The organism is Burkholderia sp. B21-005 (assembly GCF_020843965.1).
In the GTDB taxonomy this organism is placed as follows: Bacteria; Pseudomonadota; Gammaproteobacteria; order Burkholderiales; family Burkholderiaceae; genus Burkholderia; species Burkholderia ambifaria.
The window spans coordinates 2,574,583-2,594,384 of sequence record NZ_CP086301.1 but is presented as its reverse complement, the minus strand read 5'-3'; the positions used below and the strand labels follow the sequence as shown (position 1 = coordinate 2,594,384).

Below are 19,802 nucleotides of genomic sequence, written 5' to 3'. Positions count from 1 at the left end.
CGATTGCGCGACGTGAGTTACGCGACTTCGGCGATCAGCTCGATCTCGACGCATGCGCCGAGCGGAATCTGCGCGACGCCGAACGCCGAACGCGCGTGCTTGCCCGCGTCGCCGAACACTTCCGCGATCAGTTCCGACGCACCGTTCGTGACGACGTGCTGTTCGGTGAAGTCGAGCGTCGAGTTGACGAGGCTCATCAGCTTCACGATGCGCGTGACCTTGTTCAGGTCGCCGGTGTGCGTGTGCAGCGTCGCGAGCAGGTCGATCGCGATCGAGCGTGCGGCCGCCTTGCCGTCTTCCGTCTGCAGATCCGCGCCGAGCTTGCCGGCCCAGACCTTGCCGTCCTTTTTCGCGATGTGGCCCGACAGGTAAACCGTGTTGCCGCTTTGCGCGCTCATCACGTAGGCGGCGGCCGGTGCGCCGGCGGTCGGGAGCTCGATGCCGAGCGACTTCAGTTTGTCGTAGACGTTAGCCATGCGTTCGATTCCTCGTAGAGAGTCGTGACAGGAAAAAGCGGGGATCAGAGACGCTCGCGCAGCAGCTTGCCGAGCCGCGCGACGCCTTCCTCGATCTTTTCGGGCGGCACCGTCACGAACGACAGGCGCAGCGTGTTCTGTTGAGCGTCGTCCGCGAAGAACGGCGCGCCCGGCACGAAGGCGACGTGGTTGTCCACGGCCGCGGCGAGCAGCTTCATGCTGTCGATCTGCGCGGGCAGGTTCACCCAGATGAACATCCCGCCTTCCGGACGGTTCCACGTGACGCCTTCCGGCATGTGGCGTGCGAGCGACGCGAGCATCGCTTCGCATTGCGCGCCGTACAACTGGCGGATCGTCGGGATGTGCTCGTCGAGGAAGCCGTCCTTGATCACTTCGTGCGCGATGCGCTGCGTGAGCGTCGGCGTGTGCAGGTCGGTGGCCTGCTTGGCCTGCACGAGCTTGAAGTGGAGTTCTTCGGGGGCAATGATGTAGCCGATCCGCAGGCCCGGCGCGAGCACCTTCGAGAACGTACCGAGGTGCACGATGTGGTCCGGCGCCATCGACAGCATCGTCGGCAGCGGCTCGCCCTGGTAGTTCAGCGCGCCGTACGGGTCGTCTTCCAGCACCGGGAACGGGCTCGACTGCGCGAACGCGGCGAGCGCGCGGCGGCGCTCGACGGGCAGGCGGCGGCCGGTCGGGTTCTGGAAGTTCGGCTGCGCGTACAGCAGGCGCGCGCCTTGCGTCAGCTCGGGCGTGAGGCCTTCGGGCAAGAGGCCCTGCTCGTCGGTCGGCACCTGCACGTAGCGCGGCTCGTACAGCGAGAACGATTGCAGCGCGCCGAGGTAGGTCGGGGTTTCGACGAGGATCGGGCTGTTCGGATCGATCAGCGCCTTGCCGAGCAGGTCGAGCGCCTGCTGCGAGCCGGTCGTGATCAGCACCTGCGACACGCGCACGCTGTAGCGCTCGGCGATCCATTCGCGCAGCGGCAGGTAGCCTTCGGTCGCGCTGTACTGGAGTGCGGCGGCGGGCGCGTCGCGCAGCACGCGGTCGGACGCGGCGCGCATGCGTTCGGCCGGGAACGTCGCCGGAGCCGGCAGGCCGCCTGCGAACGAGATGACCTCGGGGCGTTCCGTGACCTTCAGGATCTCGCGGATCGCGGAGCTCGTCAGCTTGCGGGCGCGTTCGGAAAGCTGCCAGTGCGGTGGATGCAGGTCGGTCGGATTCATAGTCTCCTCGTTCGGATATCGGGGTCAGTCAAGAAAGGTCGATCAGGCAGATTGCGTCGACGCGGCCGGGTAGGCATGCGGGAGCGCGATCGGGCCGTCGCGGCCGGGTGGGCAAAACCGTTCTGGCAAAACAAACATTATGGCGCACCTCATCAACCGGCGCGAGCAGGACGCGGGGCCGTGGCCACGGCCGAGCGCCGGCCGAGCATCACGGTCGCGATCACGGCGGCGGCGAACAGCCAGGTGGACGGCGTCACCGTTTCGCCGAACAGCAGCGCGGAGAAGGCGATCGTGAAGAAGATCTGCAGCAGCTGCACCTGGCCGACGCGCGCGATGCCACCCATGGCCAGCCCCGCGTACCACGCGAAAAAGCCGATGAATTGCGAAAAAAGGGTCACGTAGCCGAAGGCGAGCCACGTGCGCAGCGCAAGCGGGGCCGGATGCGCGACGTGCTGCGTCCACGCGAGCCAGCCGACCGGCAGCACGAGGAACGGCGCGGACACGACGAGCGCCCAGCAGATCACCTGCCAGCCGCCGATCTGGCGCGCGAGGCGCGCGCCTTCCGCATAGCCGAGCGCGCCGATGCCGACCGCGACGAGCATCAGCGCGTCGCCCGCCTGCACGGTGCCGCCGCCGTCGCGCAGCGCGAACGCGATCACAAGCGCGCTGCCCGCCAGCGCGCTGGCCCAGAACGCCTTCGACGGGCGCTCGTGCGACAGCCACGCCGCGTACAGCGCGACGAACAGCGGCTGCAGGCCGTTGACGACCGCGCCGTGCGACGCGGGCACGGTTTTCATCGCCCAGGCGGAGAACACCGGATACGCGATGATCACGCCGGCCGATACGACGGCCAGGCTTTTCAGTTGCGCGCGCGTCGGCAGCCGTTCGCGGCGCCACCACAGCAGCAGGCCGGCCGGCACCGACGCGGCGAGCGCGCGGCCGAGCCCGTTGAGCAGCGGATTGAGTTCGGAGACGACGATACGCGTCATCGGCAGCGTCAGGCTGAAGATCATCACGCCGATGAGGCCGAGCAGCATGCCCCGGGTTTCGCGCGAATTCATGTACTGGGTGTCTCCGTATTGCTGGGTTTGTGTAATCGAACGGGCGGTCAGCGCAGCGTGCGGGCGCCTTGCGGCGTGTCGAATTCCGCGACGAGCGCGGGTGGGCCGTCGCCGGTTTCGACGTCGAGCAGATGGCCGGCGCCGAGCCAGTCGAGCTGCTCGCGGATCGCGTCCGCACGCGGGTGGACGCCCTTGAGCGACTTCAGCGCGACGCTGTTGTCCGGCAGCGATTCGGCCGGATGACGCGGGCTGTCCCACTGGATCAGCGACGGCACGAGGCCGTCGCCGGCGCCTTGCCACGCGGGGAATGCGCCGTCGTCGGGCACCGTGAGGCCCCAGCTCAGGTCGCCGCGCCGCATCGCGACGACCGGCGCGATGCGCGTCGGGTACTGGCTCTGCCACAGCGCGAGCTGGCGCGGGCGGTCGACGCGCGCGACCCAGTGCGCGAGGAACGGGCCGTGCGCGAGCCGTGCGTGCATCGCCGGATCGTCGAGGCCGAACAGCCGCGCGCGCGGCGGCGTGGCGTCGTCGCCGGTGGCCGGTGCGTCGGGATCGATCGCGATCACTTCGAGGTACAGCCCGCCCCACGCGCCGAACAGCGCGTTATGGGTGCGCATCAGCGGATGGCGGCCGCCGCCGGCGGGCTGGATGCCGAGCGCGTCGGCGACATGGCGCACGCCGTCGTCGAGCGTGCGCGCGGCGATCACGAGATGGTCGAGGGTCAGGGAGCGGGCTGGCATGAACGTCGGTCGGGAAGCGAAAGTGTCATGGTGGGCGGACGGTAGCGCGACCGGCCGGTGCCCGGGCCGCGCTGCACGCCGGGCGGTGCGGCCCCGCGTGCGGCCGGGCCGGAACGGCGGCCGCAGGTCGCCATTGAGGTCAACTGTAATCGTCGGCACCGGCACAGTAACGGTACAATCGGCGCGATAGCCTTCGGTACAGTTGGAGTTGCCGCCCGTGTCCACCGTTCCTCTCGCCCAGATTCCCGCGCCGCACGATACGGCCACCCTCACGCTCGTCGACCAGCTTGTCCAGTGGGCGCGGCGGCGCATCGACGAGCGTGTGTTCCGGCCCGGCATGCGCATGCCGTCGATCCGCAAGCTCGCGCTCGACAAGAGCGTGTCGCGTTTCACCGTCGTCGAGGCGTACGAGCGGCTCGTCGCGCAGGGGTATCTCGATTCGCGGCGCGGCTCCGGTTTCTACGTGCGCGAGCGCACGGCCGTCGGTCCGCAGCCGGTCGACAACGTGGCGCGCGTGGCGGAGGCCGCGCCCGTGCACAACACGATCGACGTCGTCTGGCTGCTGCGCAACATGCTGCACACCGCCAGCCCGGAAAAGGGGCCGGGTCTCGGCTACCTGCCGGGCCGCTGGCTCGACGGCGAGCTGATCACCGGCTCGCTGCGCGCGCTCGGGCGCCAGTCCGGCGCTCAGATGCTCGGCTTCGGCACGCCGCAGGGCTTTCTGCCGCTGCGCCAGCAACTGCAGACGCGGCTGGCGGAAGTCGAGATCGGCGCGAAGCCCGAGCAACTCGTGATGGTGTCGGGCATCACGCAGGCGATCGACCTGATCTCGCGCATCTACGTGCAGCCGGGCGACGCGGTGATCGTCGGCGATCCCGCGTGGTTCCAGATGTTCGGCCGCTTCGCGTCGCAGGGCGCGCAGCTCGTCGGCATGCCGTATACGCCCGACGGCCCCGATCTCGACGCGCTGGAAACGCTCGTGCAGATGTGGCGGCCGAAGATGCTCGTGATCAATTCGGTGCTGCAGAACCCGACCGGCACGTCGCTGTCGGCCGCGCAGGCGTTCCGGATCCTGAAGCTCGCGGAGGCGTACGACTTTCTCGTCGTCGAGGACGACGTGTACGGCGACCTGTGCCCGCCGAGCTACCCGGCGACGCGACTCGCGAGCCTCGACCAGTTGAAGCGCGTGATCTACCTCGGCAGCTATTCGAAGACGCTCGCGGCGAATTTGCGGGTCGGCTATGTCGCCTGCGCGCCGGAGATCGCGAAGGCGATCACCGACCAGAAGATGCTGGTCGGGATGACGACGCCGGAGCTCAACGAGCGCGTGCTCTACAAGATCCTGACCGAAGGGCATTACCGGCGCCACGTCGAGCGCTTGCGCGCGCGACTCGACGGCGTGCGCGACAAGACCGCGCGGATGCTCGAGCGCACCGGGCTGCGGCTGTTCACGATGCCGGCAGCCGGGATGTTCCTGTGGGCCGACACGGGCGTCGATTCGGACGCGCTCGCGGCCGCCGCGCACGAGGAAGGATTCTTGCTGACGCCGGGCAGCCTGTTCTCGCCGCAGCAGTCGTCGTCGACGTGGACGCGCTTCAACGTCGCGAACTGCGGCGATCCGGCGCTGCCGGGCTTTCTCGCGCGCTATATCGAGTCGGCGGCGCGTCGCGCGTCGTGATGGGGCGGCACGCCGCCCCTTGAAATCCGGCCGCCCGGCCCCAGATACCCGCGCAAACCGCTTGCGCCAGGCGGTCGTCCTTGACGGGCCCTCCGGCATCGCGCGCCGGGCGCCCGCGCCACACCATTCAAGTTCAAGTAAGAGGAAACAGCATCCATGGCACACGAAACGATGAGCTTTCAGGCAGAGGTCAAGCAACTCCTCCACCTGATGATTCATTCGCTCTACAGCAACAAGGAAATCTTCCTGCGCGAACTGGTGTCGAACGCGTCCGACGCGGCCGACAAGCTGCGTTTCGAAGGACTCGCGGACAACGCGCTGTACGAGAACGATCCGAACCTGCGCATCCGCATCGGCTTCGACAAGGCTGCACGCACGATCACGATCGACGACAACGGCATCGGCATGAGCCGCGACGAGGCGATCGCGAACCTCGGCACGATCGCGCGCTCGGGCACCAAGGAATTCTTCACGAAGCTGTCCGGCGACCAGCAGAAGGACGCGGCGCTGATCGGCCAGTTCGGCGTCGGCTTCTACTCGGGCTTCATCGTCGCTGACAAGATCACCGTCGAGACGCGCCGCGCCGGCCTGCCGGCGAACGAAGCCGTGCGCTGGGAAAGCGCGGGCGAGGGCGATTTCACGATCGACGCGATCGAGCGCGGGCAGCGCGGCACGACGATCACGCTGCACCTGCGCGAAGGCGAGGACGAGCTGCTGTCGTCGCACCGCCTGAAGTCGATCATCCAGAAGTATTCCGATCACATCGCGCTGCCGATCCTGATGCAGAAGGAAGAGTGGGATCAGGAAAAGGGCGAGATGGTCCTGAAGGACGAGGACGAGACCGTCAACCAGGCGAGCGCGCTGTGGACGCGTTCGAAGAGCGACATCACCGACGAGCAGTACACGCAGTTCTACCAGCACGTCGCGCACGACCACCAGGACCCGCTCACGTGGACGCACAACCGCGTCGAGGGCCGCAGCGAATACACGCAACTGCTGTTCGTGCCGGCGCACGCGCCGTTCGATCTGTGGAACCGCGACTATCGCGGCGGCCTGAAGCTGTACGTGAAGCGCGTGTTCATCATGGACGACGCCGAGCAACTGCTGCCGCAATACCTGCGCTTCGTGAAGGGCGTGGTCGATTCGGCCGACCTGCCGCTGAACGTGTCGCGTGAAATCCTGCAGGAAAGCCGCGACGTGAAGGCGATCCGCGAAGGCGTGACGAAGCGCGCGCTGTCGATGCTCGAGGAACTCGCGAACGCGGAAGAGGATGCCGGCAAGGAGAAGTACAAGACGTTCTGGAGCGCGTTCGGCCAGGTGCTGAAGGAAGGCCTCGGCGAGGATCACGCGAACCGCGAGCGCATCGCGAAGCTGCTGCGCTTCGCCTCGACGCACGGCGACACCGACGCGCAGGACGTGTCGCTCGCCGACTACGTGTCGCGCATGAAGTCGGAGCAGAGCAAGATCTACTACGTGACCGCCGATACGTGGCAGGCCGCGAAGAACAGCCCGCATCTGGAAGTGTTCCGCAAGAAGGGCGTCGAGGTGCTGCTGCTGACCGATCGCGTCGACGAATGGATGCTGTCGTTCCTGCATGAATTCGACGGCAAGCCGCTCGCGAGCGTTGCCCGCGGCGATCTCGACCTCGGCGAGCTGAACGACGAGGAAAAGAAGGCGCAGGAGCAGGCGGGCGAGGCGATCAAGCCGGTCGTCGAGAAGATGAAGGAAGCGCTCGGCGACAAGGTGAAGGAAGTGCGCGTCACGTTCCGCCTGACCGATTCGCCGTCGTGCCTCGTCGCGGACGACAACGACATGAGCGGCTACCTGCAGCGGATGCTGAAGGCGGCTGGTCAGAACGCGCCGGCGATGCAGCCGATCCTCGAGATCAACCCGGAGCACGCGCTCGTGAAGCAGCTCAACGCCGAGAGCGCCAATTTCGGCGACTGGTGCCATCTGCTGTTCGACCAGGCATTGCTGGCCGAAGGCGGGATGCTCGACGATCCGGCGAGCTTCGTGAAGCGAACCAACGCGCTGCTGCTGTCGCGCACTGCGTGAGCACGCGGATTCGATTCGACGGCGCACAGGCGGGCTGGCGCGAAACGCCCCGGCCCGGTTGCACGCTCGACCAGCGCGACTGGCTGACGCGCGGCGGTTCGCTGACCGCGCATCTCGCGCGGCTCGGCAGCGTGAGCGTGCGCGTGACACGCGAGGCCGTCGACTGTCCGTGGTTCGACGAGCCTGACGCACTCGACAGTGCGCCGCGCGCGCCGATGTGGGTGCGCGAGGTGATCCTGTCGGTGGACGGCACGCCGTACGTCGCCGCGCACAGCATCGCGACGCTCGCGGCCAGCAAGGGGGTATGGCAGGCGATGCGGCGGTTGCGCACGCGGCCGCTCGCGGAGCTGCTGTACAGCGATCCGCAGGTCGAGCGCTCGGCGCTCGTCAGCCGGCGCGTGATCGCCGGTCATCCACTCTATGCGCTCGCGAGCCATGCGTTGCAGGGTGCGCGGGCGCCACACGCGTTCGTCGCGCGGCGCTCGGTGTTCCAGCGGCACGGCAAGCCGTTGATGGTCACCGAGTGCATGCTGCCCGCGTTGTGGCGCCATCTCGATGCGCATGGCGACGGGCCGCGCGGAGCCGCGTGATGCTGCAAGGTTTTGCGCCGGTCGTCGGGCCGAATACGCACACGATGATTCTCGGCAGCTTTCCGGGCGAGGCGTCGCTCGATGCCGCGCAGTACTACGCGCATCCGCGCAATCAGTTCTGGCGGTTGCTCGGTGCGGTGCTCGGCGAGCCCGGGCTGCACGAGCTTGCGTACGACGCACGGCTCGAAAGTGTGCTTTCGCACGGCATCGGCATCTGGGATGTCCTCGATGCATGCCATCGGCAAGGCAGTCTCGATTCAGCGATCCGGAATGCGAAGCCGAACGACTTTGCGTCGTTGCGCGAGCATGCGCCGTTGCTGAAGAAGGTGTGTTTCAACGGGAAGACGGCGGGGCGCTTTGCCGACGTGATCGGGCAGGCCGGGTATGAAACGCTGGTGCTGCCTTCGTCGAGCCCGGCGAATGCGATGCTGTCGTTCGAGCAGAAGCTGGAGCAGTGGCGTCACATTGCTTCCTGAGCGCCCAAGCGCTGCCGCCGCACTCACGGCCAGCGCTGTGAAGTCGTTGGCAGGGCGTGATCGAGCGCAGCATGCATTTGCGCGCCTTGATGAGGATCAGCGTAGACGTTTCCGCTGCGCGCCCGATGATCAGTCCTCCTTGCCCCATCTCCACCGGGGCTTCTCGCCCTTGAGCCAGCACACGGCGGTCAGCAGCGCGACCAACACCACGATGCAGGCGCCGTATGCCAGCGGCGATCGTTTCGGCGGCAGAAGCCATGCAGTGACGCCGATCCCGATCGCGAACAGCAGCAACACGACCCAGCCCTGCCACGCGACCGGCAAACCCCAGCCCCATCCGTAGCGCTTGGCCGGAAACCAGATCTTTTTGTCGTTCGAGCTCATATGACGCCCTGTCGTTAGTGGTAGTCGCGTTCTCGCGGATGGCGAACTGCAAGCGTCGTCACCGTTCGGCTGTCCCGCCTGCCCGAAGCGCATGCAAGTCGATCGAATGGCCGCGCGACCGGCCGTGCGCTTGCCTGGCGGCCGGCCCGCTCCCACCAATGCTATCCTCTCGTCCGCTCATCCGGCATTACCCAGCATCACCCAGCGAGATTCAATCATGTCCCGACTCATCAAGCGCGCGTCCGCCGAGGCGCGCGCGTTCAAGCAACGCAAGACGTCCGCCTACAACGGCTCCGACAAGCTCCAGCCGCCGCGCATGAAGCGCCGCCCGGAAATCGACGAACACGACGACGTGCCCGTGCTCGAAGCGCCGCGCAAGCCGCGCTTCGCGCCCGTCACGTTCTCGGAAGAGCGCGGCGTGCGCTTCCTGCACTTCGGCACCGAATGGGTGCAGGGTGCGATGCGGATCTCGAAGCCGCTGCACATCGAGCTCGAATACGCGCAGCAGATGATGGCGTGGCTGCTGTTCCTCGAAACGCCCGAACGGATCGTCCAGCTCGGGCTCGGCACCGGCGCGCTGACCAAGTTCTCGCACCGCTTCCTGTCGCACGCGAAGGTCGAGGCCGTCGAACTGAACCCGGCCGTGATCGTCGCGGCGCGCACGATGTTCGCGCTGCCGCCCGACGACGAACGCCTCGTCGTGCACGAAGCCGACGCATGGGATTTCGTCAACGATCCGGCCAACCGCGGCACGACGGGCGCGCTGCAGATCGACCTGTACGACGCGACCGCGCGCGGCCCGGTGCTCGACAGCGTCGCGTTCTATCGCGCGGTGCGCGGCTGCCTCGCCGACGCGGGCATCGCGACGATCAACCTGTTCGGCGACCATCCGAGCTTCGTGCGCAACATGAAGCACCTGAACGCGGCGTTCGACCATCGCGTGATCGCGCTGCCGGAAGTGCACGACGGCAACCGGATCGCGATCGCGTTCTCGGGCCCCGTGCTCGACGTGTCGTTCGCGCAGCTGGAAGCACGCGCGAAGCTGATCGAGGACACGCTGAAACTGCCCGCGCGCAAGTGGGTGAAAGCTTTGAAAGAAACGACCGGCGCACGCGAATCCTCGTTCGCGATCTGACGCTCATGCACCGGCCGCATGCCGGTGCAACCGCGCGACTGGGGGCGGATCACCTCGGGTTCGCCCCCGCTTGACCGCGTGCTCGCGGCTCCTATACTGGCGCGAAGCCAGGGGAGCCGCAGCCTACCCGTTTCGCCGCTCCTCCCGGCGCCGTACCCGCTCAACAAGATCGATAACCGGGAAAGAAGAGGAGACGTCATGGCTCACGATGCCGACGCCAATCGGGCCGCGAAGCGCTGGCTCTGGCTGCTGGTGCTGCCGCTGATCGCGATGGTCTGGGTACCGTCGTACAGCAAGATCGAACCGCAATGGTTCGGTTTTCCGTTTTTCTACTGGTACCAGCTGCTGTGGGTCTTCATTAGCGCGGTGATCACCGCGTTCGTCTATTTCAAGACCAAGAACGCGTGGAAGGCGAGCGGCCCGCAGGGAGGTGCGCAATGAACCTCGGCGCAACCTTCGTCTTCGTGCTGCTGTTCATCGGCGTCACGATCATCGGTTTCCTGGCCGCGAACTGGCGGCGCGGCGATCTCGCCCATCTCGACGAATGGGGCCTTGGCGGACGCCGCTTCGGCACGATCGTCACGTGGTTCCTGCTCGGCGGCGACCTCTACACGGCCTATACGTTCGTCGCGGTGCCCGCGCTGGTGTTCGGCGCCGGCGCGATGGGCTTCTTCGCGCTGCCCTATACGATCCTGATCTATCCGTTCGCGTTCGTCGTGTTCCCGAAGCTGTGGAGCATCGCGAAGCGCCACGGCTACGTGACGGCCGCCGACTTCGTGAACGCACGCTACGGCAGCCGGATGCTCGCGCTCGCGATCGCGGTGACGGGCATTCTCGCGACGATGCCGTACATCGCGCTGCAGCTCGTCGGCATCGAAGTCGTGATCGGCGCGCTCGGTTTCGACACGACCGGCTTCGTCGGCGATCTGCCGCTCATCATCGCGTTCGCGATCCTCGCCGCGTACACGTACACGTCGGGGCTGCGCGCGCCCGCGATGATCGCGATCGTGAAGGACGTCCTGATCTACATCACGATCGCAGCAGCAGTCATCGTGATTCCCGCGAAGCTCGGCGGCTTCGGGCACATCTTCGCGTCGGTGCCGCCGGCCAAGCTGCTGCTGAAGGCGCCTGACGCGATGAGCCTGAACGGCTACAGCGCGTACGCGACACTCGCGATCGGTTCCGCGCTCGCGCTGTTCCTGTATCCGCACTCGGTCACGGCGATCCTGTCGTCGTCGTCGGGCAACTCGATCCGCCGCAACATGGCGATGCTGCCCGCATACTCGTTCGTGCTCGGCCTGCTCGCGCTGCTCGGCTACATGGCGCTCGCGGCGGGCGTGAAGGACATGCCGCAGTACGCGCCGTACTTCAAGGCGTTCGGCCCGAACTTCGCGGTGCCCGCGCTGTTCCTCGAGTATTTCCCGTCGTGGTTCGTCGGCGTCGCGTTCGCGGCGATCGGCATCGGCGCGCTGGTGCCGGCGGCGATCATGTCGATCGCGGCCGCGAACCTGTACACGCGCAACATCCACCGCGAGTTCGTAAACCGCAACATGACGCACCAGCAGGAGACGCACGTCGCGAAGCTCGTGTCGCTGATCGTGAAGGTCGGCGCGGTCGCGTTCATCCTCGGCTTGCCGCTGACGTATGCGATCCAGCTGCAGCTGCTCGGCGGGATCTGGATCATCCAGACGCTGCCGGCGATCGTGCTCGGCCTGTACACGCGCGTGCTCGACCATCGCGGCCTGCTGGCCGGCTGGGCGGCCGGCATCGTGTGCGGCACGTGGATGGCGATCTCGCTGAAGCTGGCCGGATCGATTTTCACGATCCACCTGTTCGGTCTCGCGATTCCCGGCTACGCGGCCGTGTGGTCGCTGATCGTGAACCTGGTGGTGTCGGTGGCGGTGAGCGTGCTGGTGCGCGTGATGGGCATGGCGCATGCGGAGGATCGCACGCGGCCGGAGGATTATCTCGACGTCGTCGAGAGCTGATACGGGCGGCGCGGCCGCGCGCCGCGCATCGCGCCGCAACAACGACGCCCGTCACTGCGAAGTGGCGGGCGTTTTCGCTGGCGTCAGCCCTGCGCGCGTTTCGCGAGATCCTCGCGCTGCGACAGATCCTCGACGTTGACCATCCAGTGCACGCCGAAACGATCCTTCGCCATCCCGAAGCCGAGCGCCCAGAACGTCTTGCCGAACGGCATCGTCACTTCGCCGCCGTCGGCGAGCGCATTGAACAGCTTCTGGCCTTCGTCGACCGTCGCCGGGTTCAGCGACAGCGAATAGCCGGCGTGCATGCCGCCGCCCGGCTGGCTGCAGTCGCCGTCCGAGCACATGATCATCGAGTCGCCGATCGTGAAGCTGGCATGCATCACCTTGTCGGCCATTTCCGGCGTCATCGGGTAATCGGGATTGGGCGGCGCATCCTTGAAATGCATCTTGAACATCGTCTTCGCGCCGAGCGCCTTTTCGTAGAACTGAAGGGCTTCTTCCGCGCGGCCGTAGAACGTCAGGTACGGTTGGACTTGCATCGTTGTCTCCTGTTGACCGGGCTGGCGTGTCGGGGCCGGCCCGGGTACTTCGAAGATTGACCGGGAAGAGCGCGTCGGGATGCGGCCGGCGCACTCGTGACGTGGATTGTAGTGCGCGCGCTTGACGATGGAATGAAAAATAAAAACGGCCGCGAACACGAGGTTCGCGGCCGTTCGCAACGCTTGCTGACGTCTGTTGTCAGCGTTGCTGACAGTTCAACTGACAGCAGTCATGCGCTGTGCGGATCAGCGCAGCGAGTCGATCAGCTTTTCGAGCTTCACCGCGTCGGCGGCGAACACGCGGATGCCTTCGGACAGCTTTTCCGTCGCCATCGCTTCGTCGTTCAGCTGGAAGCGGAACGAGGCCTCGTCGATCGCGACGCGCTCGGTCGGCTTGTCGAGCAGCGCGTCCGGCGACAGCTTGCGCTCGACCGTGTCGTTGCTGTCCTGCAGCTTCTGCAGCAAGTCGGGGCTGATCGTCAGCAGGTCGCAGCCCGCGAGCTCGGTGATCTGGCTCGTCGTGCGGAAGCTCGCGCCCATCACTTCGGTCGTGTAGCCGAACGTCTTGTAGTACGTGTAGATGCGGCGCACCGACTGCACGCCCGGATCGTTCGCGCCGCCGTTCTTCGCTTCGTCCCAGTCGGCGCCGGCCTGCTTCTTGTACCAGTCATAGATACGGCCGACGAACGGCGAGATCAGCTGCGCGCCGGCTTCCGCGCTCGCGGCGGCCTGCACGAGCGAGAAAAGCAGGGTCATGTTGCACTTGATCCCTTCCTTCTGCAGCACTTCGGCCGCGCGAATGCCTTCCCACGTCGACGCGAGCTTGATCAGGATGCGCTCGCGGCCGATGCCGGCGTCTTCATACAGCTTGATGAGTTCGCGACCCTTGTCGATCGAGCGCGGCGTGTCGAACGACAGGCGCGCGTCGACCTCGGTCGACACGCGGCCCGGGATCAGCTTCAGGATCTCGGTGCCGAATGCGATCAGCAGGCGGTCGATGATGAAATCGGCGGATTCGTCGCGGTGATCGCGGACGGTTTTCTCGAGGATCGGCTTGTACGCGTCCTTCTGGACGGCCTTCAGGATCAGCGACGGGTTCGTGGTCGCGTCCTGCGGCTTGTATTGCGCAAGCTGCTGGAAATCGCCCGTGTCGGCGACGACGGTCGTGTACTGCTTCAGCTGGTCGAGTGCGGTAGTCATGGCGATTCGGGAGGAGGGCGCGGGGCGCCGGGGTTCTCACGGGCCGCGCGAGCGCGGCAGCGAAGCGAAGCGGCGCCGGGCGCCGCCTCCGATTCATCATTTTAGGCCCGATTCGTGTCGCGCACGTTTTGGCGTGCCGTTTGCAGGGCGGGCCCCCGCCGTGGGGCGGCGCTACGCGGGGCGCCGTGCGTTCAGGATCACCTGCGTGACGATTCCCGCGACGAGCCCCCAGAACGCCGAGCCGATCGACAGCAGCGTGAGTCCCGACGCGGTGACCATGAACGTGACGAGCGCGGCCTCGCGTTGCTTCACGTCCTGCATCGCGTTCGCGAGGCCGCTCATGATCGAGCCGAACAGCGCGAGCGCGGCGACCGACACGACGAGCGCCTTCGGCAGCGCCGCGAACAGCGCGGCGATCGTCGCGCCGAAGATCCCGGCGATCAGGTAGAACGTGCCGCACCACACGGCGGCCGTGTAGCGCTTCGCGTGCTCCTCGTGTGCTTCGGGGCCGGTGCAGATCGCCGCGGTGATCGCCGCGAGGTTCACGCCGTGCGAGCCGAACGGCGCGAGCAGCAGCGATGCGAGGCCGGTGGTCGCGATCAGCGGCGACGACGGTGTCGTGTAGCCGTCCGCGCGCAGCACTGCGATGCCGGGCACGTTCTGCGACGCCATCGCGACGACGAACAGCGGAATGCCGATGCTGACGATCGAAGCGAGCGAGAACGCGGGCATCGTGAACACGGGCTGCGCGAGCGCGATGTGGAAGCGGCTGAAGTCGAGCAGGCCGAGGCCGCCGGCCACGGCGGTGCCGACGATCAGCGTCGTGACGATCGCGTAGCGCGGCGCGAGCCGCTTGACGATCAGGTACGTGAAGAACATCGCGAGCACGAGCGCGGTCTGGAACTGCGCGGCGCGGAAGATCTCGATGCCGATCTCGAACAGGATGCCCGCGAGCAAGGCGGCCGCGATCCCGGCCGGAATGCGCCGCATCAGCGTGTCGAACAGCCCGCTCACGCCGACCGCAGTCAGCAGCAGCGCGCACACGACGAACGCGCCGATCGCCTCGGGATACGGCACGCCGGGCAGCGACGCGATCAGCAGCGCGGCGCCGGGCGTCGACCATGCGACCACGACAGGCGCGCGAAAGCGCAGCGACAGGCCGATCGTCGTCAGCGCCATGCCGATCGACAGCGCCCAGATCCACGACGAGATCTGCGCGTCGCTCAGGTGCGCGGCGCGACCGGCCTGGAACATCAGCACGAGCGAGCTCGTGTAGCCCGTCATCATCGCGACGAAGCCGGCGACGAGCGCGGAGACGGACGTATCGGTGAAAAAGCGGCGGCCGCCGGCGCGGGCTGCGCTCGCGGTGGGCGAAGGATTCATGCTATCTCCGGAGAGGGCCGCTCGGACGCGGCCTTCGTGTCTGCAGGTTGGGTTCGTTACTTGCTGAGCGCGCGCATCGCGGTTTCGAGGCCCGCGAGCGTGAGTGGATACATGCGCTGGCCGAGCAGGTCGCGGATCACCGCGACCGATTGCCGGTATTCCCATAGCCGCTCGGGCTCGGGGTTCAGCCATGCATGGTGGGGGAACTGGTCGGCGAGGCGGCGCAGCCAGACGGCGCCGGCTTCCGGGTTGTTGTATTCGACCGAGCCGCCGGGCTGCAGCACCTCGTACGGGCTCATCGTCGCGTCGCCGACGAAGATCAGCTTGTAGTCGGGCGTGAACTTGTGCAGCACGTCCCACGTCGCGGTGCGCTCCGCATGACGGCGGCGGTTGTTCTTCCACAGGTGGTCGTACACGCAGTTGTGGAAGTAGTAGAACTCCAGGTGCTTGAACTCGGCCTTCGCGGCGGAGAACAGCTCCTCGGTGCGCTTGATGTAGTCGTCCATCGAGCCGCCGACGTCGAGCAGCATCAGCACCTTCACGTTATTGTGACGCTCGGGCACCATCCGCAGGTCGAGCCAGCCGGCATTCGCGGCCGTGCTGCGGATCGTGCCGGGCAGGTCGAGCTCCTCGGCCGCGCCTTCGCGCGCGAAGCGGCGCAGGCGCCGCAGCGCGACCTTGATGTTGCGCGTGCCGATCTCGACCGAATCGTCGTAGTCGCGATACGCGCGCGCCTCCCACACCTTGACCGCCGTGCGGTTGCCGTTCGACGGGCCGCCGATGCGCATGCCCTCGGGGTTGTAGCCGCCGTGTCCGAACGGCGACGTGCCGCCCGTGCCGATCCACTTGTTGCCGCCTTCGTGGCGTTCCTTCTGCTCGTCGAGCAGTTCCTTCAGGCGCTCCATCAGCTTGTCGAGCCCGCCCATCGCCTCGATCTGCGCCTTTTCCTCCGGCGACAGCTCGCGTTCGAGACGCTTCTCGAGCCAGTCGAGCGGGAGGTCGAACGCTTCGGACGGCAACGCGGACACGCCGTGGAAATACGCACCGAACGCCTGGTCGAACTTGTCGAAGTACTGCTCGTCCTTGACGAGCGTCATGCGCGCGAGGAAGTAGAACGCGTCGATCGACGGCGAGATCAGCCCGGCCTTCAGCGATTCGAGCAGCGTCAGGTATTCCTTCACCGAGACGGGCAGCTTGGCTGCGCGCAGCGCGTAGAAGAAATTGAGCAGCATGGCCGGGCCTTCGCGGGTGGGTTACCGGTTGTGCCGGTTCATGTAGACGAGCCGCTCGAGCAGGCTCAGATCCTGCTCGTTCTTCAGCAGCGCACCTGCGAGCGGCGGCACGATCTGCTTCGCGTCGACGCTGCGCAGCGCGTCTGCCGGGATGTTCTCGGCGAGCAGCAGCTTCAGCCAGTCGAGCAGCTCGGACGTCGACGGCTTCTTCTTCAGCCCCGATACGGTGCGCAATTCGAAGAAGCTCTCGAGCGCCGCGCGCAGCAGCTCCTCGCGGATGTTCGGGAAGTGGACCGCGACGATCTTCTGCATCGTCGACGCGTCGGGAAACTGGATGTAGTGGAAGAAGCAGCGGCGCAGGAACGCGTCGGGCAGCTCCTTCTCGTTGTTGGACGTGATGATCACGAGCGGGCGGTGCTTCGCGCGCACGGTCTCGCGCGTCTCGTACACGTGGAATTCCATCCGGTCGAGCTCGCGCAGCAGGTCGTTCGGGAATTCGATGTCGGCCTTGTCGATCTCGTCGATCAGCAGCACGCTCGGGCGCTCGGCGTCGAACGCCTGCCACAGCACGCCCTTCACGATGTAGTTCGAGATGTCCTTCACGCGCTCGTCGCCGAGCTGCGAGTCGCGCAGCCGCGATACCGCGTCGTATTCGTACAGGCCCTGCTGCGCTTTGGTCGTCGACTTGATGTGCCACTGCAGCAGCGGCATGTCGAGCGCGGCCGCCACTTCCTCGGCGAGCATGGTCTTGCCGGTGCCGGGCTCGCCCTTGATCAGCAGCGGGCGTTGCAGCGTCAGCGCGGCGTTGACCGCGAGTTTCAGGTCGTCGGTGGCGACGTAGTGCGAGGATCCTTCGAAACGCATGGTGGCGCTCTTCTTAATCGCAAAAAAACCCAGTATAAGTCAGAAGGGCTGTCCAGTCGGGCCGGGGGCGCGTATCGTTGCGGAGCTGCGGCGGGGCGGGCCGGGGCGCCTGGTGGACGCGTTCCCCGCCGACGCGGTACAATCTGGCCGTTTTTTTTGGCCTGCGTGGCGATCCGATAAGCAAAACGGCGCGGGCCGTTGCCGCTTCGGCGCCAGTTTCCCCTCAAGCTAGGTTACAAGAGCTATGAACAAATTCGTCGGCAAACACGTCGTTGTCGCGGCGCTCGTGGCGCTCGCGGGCAGCGCGCAGGCGGCCGGTGTGGTCGGCAACCCGAAGGACGGGGCGGGCAAGGCCGCCATGTGCATCGGTTGCCACGGCATCCAGGATTACCGCGCGGCGTACCCGGAGGTCTACCGGGTGCCCGTCCTTGGCGGCCAGAACCAGCAATACCTCGAGAACGCGCTGAAGGCTTACCGCAAGAAGGATCGTCATTTCCCGTCGATGAACGCGATCGCCGGTTCGCTGACGGACCAGGACATCGCGGATCTGGCGGCCTACTACGCCGCCCAGAAGGCCGACACGAAGGACAATCCCTACAAGTAAAGCGCGCGCCGCCGATCTGACCGGCGGGACAGGAGCATTCATGAACAACGCATTCAAGACGGCGGCGGTTGCACTGGCGGCCGGCCTCGCGATCGGTACCGCGCATGCGGCGGACACCGTGAAGGGCAAGGAACTGGTCGAGTCGCACAACTGCGCGGCCTGCCACGGCGCGCAATTGAACAAGCCGATCAACGCCGAGTATCCGCGCCTCGCGGGCCAGCACGCCGACTACCTCGTGTGGTCGATGCGCCAGTACCAGATGGGGCTGACGAACCCGCTGCTCGGTCGCAACAACGCGATCATGCAGGCGCAGGTCCAGAACCTGTCGGTCAGCGACATGAAGGACATCGCGGCCTACATCGAGTCGCTGAAAGAGACCGATCTCGTCTTCAAGAAGTAAGCGCGCCGGACCTTGCCGGTCCGTGCAGCAGGAATACCCCGCCATGGCGGGGTATTTTTTTGTCCGCGGCGCTCAGTCGCGCGACGCGCGGCGCAGGATGCGCTGCAGGTACGCGTCCGTATCGGGCGGCGTGCCGGTGCGCTGCGCTTCCCAGATCGTCTCGCCGAGACATTCCATGATCATGTGCTGCGCTTCGTGCGTCGAGTCGAGCTTCGCGGCCAGCTTGTCGTGCGCGGCGCGGATGCCGGGCGGCTGGTCGATCGACAACTGCTCGCTGATCGCGAGGTGCATCGACAGGTGCAGGAACGGGTTCGTGCGGCCTTCCTCGGGCGTGTAGTCGCGCGCGGTGGCGCCGTCGGCGTCCGCGAGGTCGGCGTGGTATTCGGGGTGCTCGACGATCCAGTCGGCTGCCATCGCTTCCAGCGGCGTCAGGATCTCGCCGGCGCGCTGCTTGCGCCAGGTCTCGGTGAAAAAGCGACGGACTTCGTCGCGACTCGGATTGAACATGGTGGGGAAACGTCGTGATTCGGGCGGCGTCATGCCGCGTCGCGCATTGTACGCCGGGTCGGCGCACGGTGCTGGCGGCGATGGGCGCGCGGGCGGGGCGCGCATCGTGGCGGTCCACGGGGGTGGCGTGGGCGGCGTGGGCGGGAGCCAGCCTGCCGCGGGCCGCGGCGCGGCGCAACGGGTAAGCGCGGGCTAGGCTGCCGGCCGCCGCGCCGCTACACTCCGACGATTCCCGTCGTCGCGCTTGCACCGCTCAACCCGCTCAACATGTCCGCCACCGCCCGCTCATCGTCCCCCGCGCTGCAGGGCGCGCTCTATGTCGCGCTGTCCGCCGCCGCATTCGGCGCGATGGCGATCTTCGGCCGCTATGCGTATGCGGCCGGTGTCGACGTGCTCGGGCTGCTGATCGTACGTTTCGCGATCGGCGGCGCGATCCTCGCCGCGATCGCCCGGCACCGCCGCGTCGCATGGCCGCGCGGCCGCACGCTCGTGCCGCTCGTGGCGATGGGTGCGCTCGGCTACGTCGGACAGTCGTTCTGCTATTTCAGCGCGCTCCAGCATGCGCAGGCGAGCCTCGTCGCCTTGCTGCTGTACCTGTATCCGGCCTTCGTCACGCTGCTGGCCGCGTGGTGGCTCGGCGAGCGCTTGACGCGCGCGAAGGCGGTCGCGCTCGTGCTCTGTGTCGCGGGCTCGGCGCTGATGGTCGGCGGCGGCCACGGCGAGCCGCTCGGCATCGCGCTCGCGCTGGCTTCCGCGGTGATCTATTCGCTGTATATCGTCGGCGGCACGAAGGCGACGCGCGGCGTCGATCCGCTCGCGACCACCGCGATCATCTGCCTGTCGGCGACCGCGACGCTCGTCGCGATCGCGATCGTGCGGACCACGGCGTTCGGCGCGCCGCCGCGCTGGCCGGCGACGGCCGCCGGCTGGGCGTCGATGCTCGCGATCGCGCTGGTGTCGACGGTCGCCGCGATGCTCGCGTTTTTCGCCGGGCTCGAGCGGCTGGGGGCCGCGCGTACGTCGATGCTGTCGACGCTCGAACCGGTCGTGACGGTCGCGCTCGCGGCGCTGCTGTTCGGCGAGGCGCTGTCGCCGCTGCAGTGGGCCGGCGGCGTCGCGATCCTCGCGGCTGTGCTGGCGCTCGTGCGCGCGGGCGGCGCGGCGGCCGACGACGCGACGGCGACGTCCAACGCATAGCAGGGAAGGGGAAAGCCGCCGGCGCAACGATGGAGCCGGCCGGTTGCAAGGCGCGCGGCCCGTCAGC

21 protein-coding genes are annotated in these 19,802 nt (G+C 67.2%); 10 read left to right on the top strand and 11 right to left on the bottom strand.

The genetic code is table 11. The features are described 5' to 3' along the window. Positions 1-17: 17 nt before the first annotated feature. The 4 genes from LMA02_RS12075 to LMA02_RS12060 all read right to left on the bottom strand — a co-directional run bounded on the left by LMA02_RS12075 (position 18) and on the right by LMA02_RS12060 (position 3,503). Positions 18-476, bottom strand: coding sequence for a RidA family protein (locus LMA02_RS12075; RefSeq protein WP_105833026.1), 459 nt, complete (start codon positions 474-476; stop codon positions 18-20). Between the two features lie 44 nt (positions 477-520). Continuing rightward, positions 521-1,702: a PLP-dependent aminotransferase family protein gene (locus LMA02_RS12070; protein WP_228905111.1), complete on the bottom strand. Its 1,182-nt coding sequence runs from the start codon at positions 1,700-1,702 to the stop codon at positions 521-523. A gap of 152 nt (positions 1,703-1,854) precedes the next feature. Further along, on the bottom strand, positions 1,855-2,763 hold the full coding sequence (locus LMA02_RS12065; RefSeq protein WP_006752871.1) for a DMT family transporter: 909 nt from the start codon (positions 2,761-2,763) through the stop codon (positions 1,855-1,857). Between the two features lie 47 nt (positions 2,764-2,810). Then, on the bottom strand, positions 2,811-3,503 hold the full coding sequence (locus LMA02_RS12060; RefSeq protein ID WP_228905109.1) for a VOC family protein: 693 nt from the start codon (positions 3,501-3,503) through the stop codon (positions 2,811-2,813). A 217-nt stretch (positions 3,504-3,720) separates the two neighbouring features. Here LMA02_RS12060 and LMA02_RS12055 point away from each other — a divergent pair, with 217 nt between their 5' ends. From LMA02_RS12055 to LMA02_RS12040, 4 genes are all read left to right on the top strand, one after another. Next, positions 3,721-5,181 carry a PLP-dependent aminotransferase family protein gene (locus LMA02_RS12055; RefSeq protein WP_166724888.1) on the top strand — a complete coding sequence of 487 codons (1,461 nt, stop codon included), beginning with the start codon at positions 3,721-3,723 and terminating at the stop codon, positions 5,179-5,181. Between the two features lie 156 nt (positions 5,182-5,337). Further along, a complete protein-coding gene (gene htpG, locus LMA02_RS12050) occupies positions 5,338-7,236 on the top strand; it encodes a molecular chaperone HtpG (RefSeq protein WP_228905106.1) in 1,899 nt (632 codons plus the stop codon). Between the two features lie 8 nt (positions 7,237-7,244). Next, complete coding sequence (locus LMA02_RS12045; protein WP_228907633.1) at positions 7,245-7,826, top strand: chorismate--pyruvate lyase family protein; 582 nt, start codon at positions 7,245-7,247, stop codon at positions 7,824-7,826. After that, on the top strand, positions 7,826-8,302 hold the full coding sequence (locus tag LMA02_RS12040; protein WP_228905102.1) for a DNA-deoxyinosine glycosylase: 477 nt from the start codon (positions 7,826-7,828) through the stop codon (positions 8,300-8,302). Before LMA02_RS12045 ends, LMA02_RS12040 begins: the two co-directional genes overlap by 1 nt. 129 nt (positions 8,303-8,431) lie before the next feature. Here LMA02_RS12040 and LMA02_RS12035 read toward each other — a convergent pair whose 3' ends face one another. Beyond that, entirely contained in the window at positions 8,432-8,686 is a 255-nt protein-coding gene (locus LMA02_RS12035) for a hypothetical protein (RefSeq protein WP_228905101.1), read from the bottom strand. A 217-nt stretch (positions 8,687-8,903) separates the two neighbouring features. On the opposite strand from LMA02_RS12035, the gene LMA02_RS12030 reads away from it, so the two are divergent. The 3 genes from LMA02_RS12030 (at position 8,904) to mctP (ending at position 11,809) form a co-directional block, all read left to right on the top strand. After that, entirely contained in the window at positions 8,904-9,821 is a 918-nt protein-coding gene (locus tag LMA02_RS12030) for a spermidine synthase (protein ID WP_228905100.1), read from the top strand. 198 nt (positions 9,822-10,019) lie between these two features. After that, a complete protein-coding gene (locus LMA02_RS12025; RefSeq protein WP_006754439.1) occupies positions 10,020-10,262 on the top strand; it encodes a DUF3311 domain-containing protein in 243 nt (80 codons plus the stop codon). Beyond that, the gene (gene mctP / locus LMA02_RS12020) at positions 10,259-11,809 is read left to right on the top strand and encodes a monocarboxylate uptake permease MctP (RefSeq protein WP_166724893.1); all 1,551 of its coding nucleotides are present in this window, start codon (positions 10,259-10,261) and stop codon (positions 11,807-11,809) included. The genes LMA02_RS12025 and mctP overlap by 4 nt, the downstream gene beginning before the upstream one ends. 83 nt (positions 11,810-11,892) lie before the next feature. Here the strand turns inward: mctP and LMA02_RS12015 are convergent, their stop codons facing one another. The 5 genes from LMA02_RS12015 to LMA02_RS11995 form a co-directional block, all read right to left on the bottom strand. Beyond that, entirely contained in the window at positions 11,893-12,348 is a 456-nt protein-coding gene (locus LMA02_RS12015) for a VOC family protein (RefSeq protein WP_175656562.1), read from the bottom strand. Between the two features lie 246 nt (positions 12,349-12,594). Beyond that, positions 12,595-13,548, bottom strand: coding sequence for a transaldolase (gene tal / locus LMA02_RS12010; protein WP_228905099.1), 954 nt, complete (start codon positions 13,546-13,548; stop codon positions 12,595-12,597). A gap of 171 nt (positions 13,549-13,719) precedes the next feature. Next, positions 13,720-14,931 (bottom strand): benzoate/H(+) symporter BenE family transporter, encoded by a 1,212-nt coding sequence (locus tag LMA02_RS12005; RefSeq protein ID WP_228905096.1) that lies wholly within the window; start codon positions 14,929-14,931, stop codon positions 13,720-13,722. 56 nt (positions 14,932-14,987) lie between these two features. After that, positions 14,988-16,163, bottom strand: a complete 1,176-nt coding sequence (locus LMA02_RS12000) for a vWA domain-containing protein (RefSeq protein WP_228905094.1) — start codon at positions 16,161-16,163, stop codon at positions 14,988-14,990. 21 nt (positions 16,164-16,184) lie between these two features. Continuing rightward, positions 16,185-17,027 carry an AAA family ATPase gene (locus LMA02_RS11995; protein WP_228905093.1) on the bottom strand — a complete coding sequence of 281 codons (843 nt, stop codon included), beginning with the start codon at positions 17,025-17,027 and terminating at the stop codon, positions 16,185-16,187. Between the two features lie 244 nt (positions 17,028-17,271). Between LMA02_RS11995 and LMA02_RS11990 the strand changes: the two genes are divergently transcribed. Both LMA02_RS11990 and LMA02_RS11985 read left to right on the top strand, forming a co-directional pair. Further along, the gene (locus tag LMA02_RS11990) at positions 17,272-17,631 is read left to right on the top strand and encodes a c-type cytochrome (protein WP_006754446.1); all 360 of its coding nucleotides are present in this window, start codon (positions 17,272-17,274) and stop codon (positions 17,629-17,631) included. A 40-nt stretch (positions 17,632-17,671) separates the two neighbouring features. Then, complete coding sequence (locus LMA02_RS11985) at positions 17,672-18,031, top strand: c-type cytochrome (RefSeq protein WP_228905091.1); 360 nt, start codon at positions 17,672-17,674, stop codon at positions 18,029-18,031. 72 nt (positions 18,032-18,103) lie between these two features. Here LMA02_RS11985 and LMA02_RS11980 read toward each other — a convergent pair whose 3' ends face one another. After that, on the bottom strand, positions 18,104-18,571 hold the full coding sequence (locus tag LMA02_RS11980) for a DUF1841 family protein (RefSeq protein WP_373421674.1): 468 nt from the start codon (positions 18,569-18,571) through the stop codon (positions 18,104-18,106). Positions 18,572-18,805: 234 nt separating this feature from the next. Between LMA02_RS11980 and LMA02_RS11975 the strand changes: the two genes are divergently transcribed. After that, complete coding sequence (locus tag LMA02_RS11975) at positions 18,806-19,735, top strand: DMT family transporter (RefSeq protein ID WP_228905089.1); 930 nt, start codon at positions 18,806-18,808, stop codon at positions 19,733-19,735. Positions 19,736-19,802 lie beyond the last annotated feature (67 nt).